This window comes from Stenotrophomonas sp. SrG, from assembly GCF_050031795.1.
Taxonomy (GTDB): Bacteria; Pseudomonadota; Gammaproteobacteria; order Xanthomonadales; family Xanthomonadaceae; genus Stenotrophomonas; species Stenotrophomonas rhizophila_A.
Window position 1 is genome coordinate 1 of record NZ_JBNBBE010000934.1, and the last position, 242, is coordinate 242.

Annotated in this window: 1 protein-coding gene; it reads right to left on the reverse strand. The window is 66.1% G+C overall.

What is annotated here, in order from left to right:
* The coding region (locus ACQG3P_RS22235) for a TolC family protein (RefSeq protein WP_426806262.1) at positions 1-242 on the reverse strand (242 nt) is incomplete at both ends.

Genomic DNA, 242 nt, shown 5'->3' on the forward strand with positions numbered 1-242 from the left:
TGTAGGCGTCGGCCAGGGTGTTCTGCGCGATGATCGTGTTGGCACGGGCCTGGTCGTACTGGGCGCGGGCTTCATGCCCGTCGGTGATGGGGGCCAGGCCCACTTCCAGCCGCTGGTCGGCGAAGTCGAACTGCTTCTTTGCCGCCGCTTCGTTGGTCTGCGCCGCCGACAGCGATTCAATGCCCACCAGCCCGTTGAAGTACGCCGCCGAGGTGCGCACGATCAGGTCGTCGTTGGCCGAA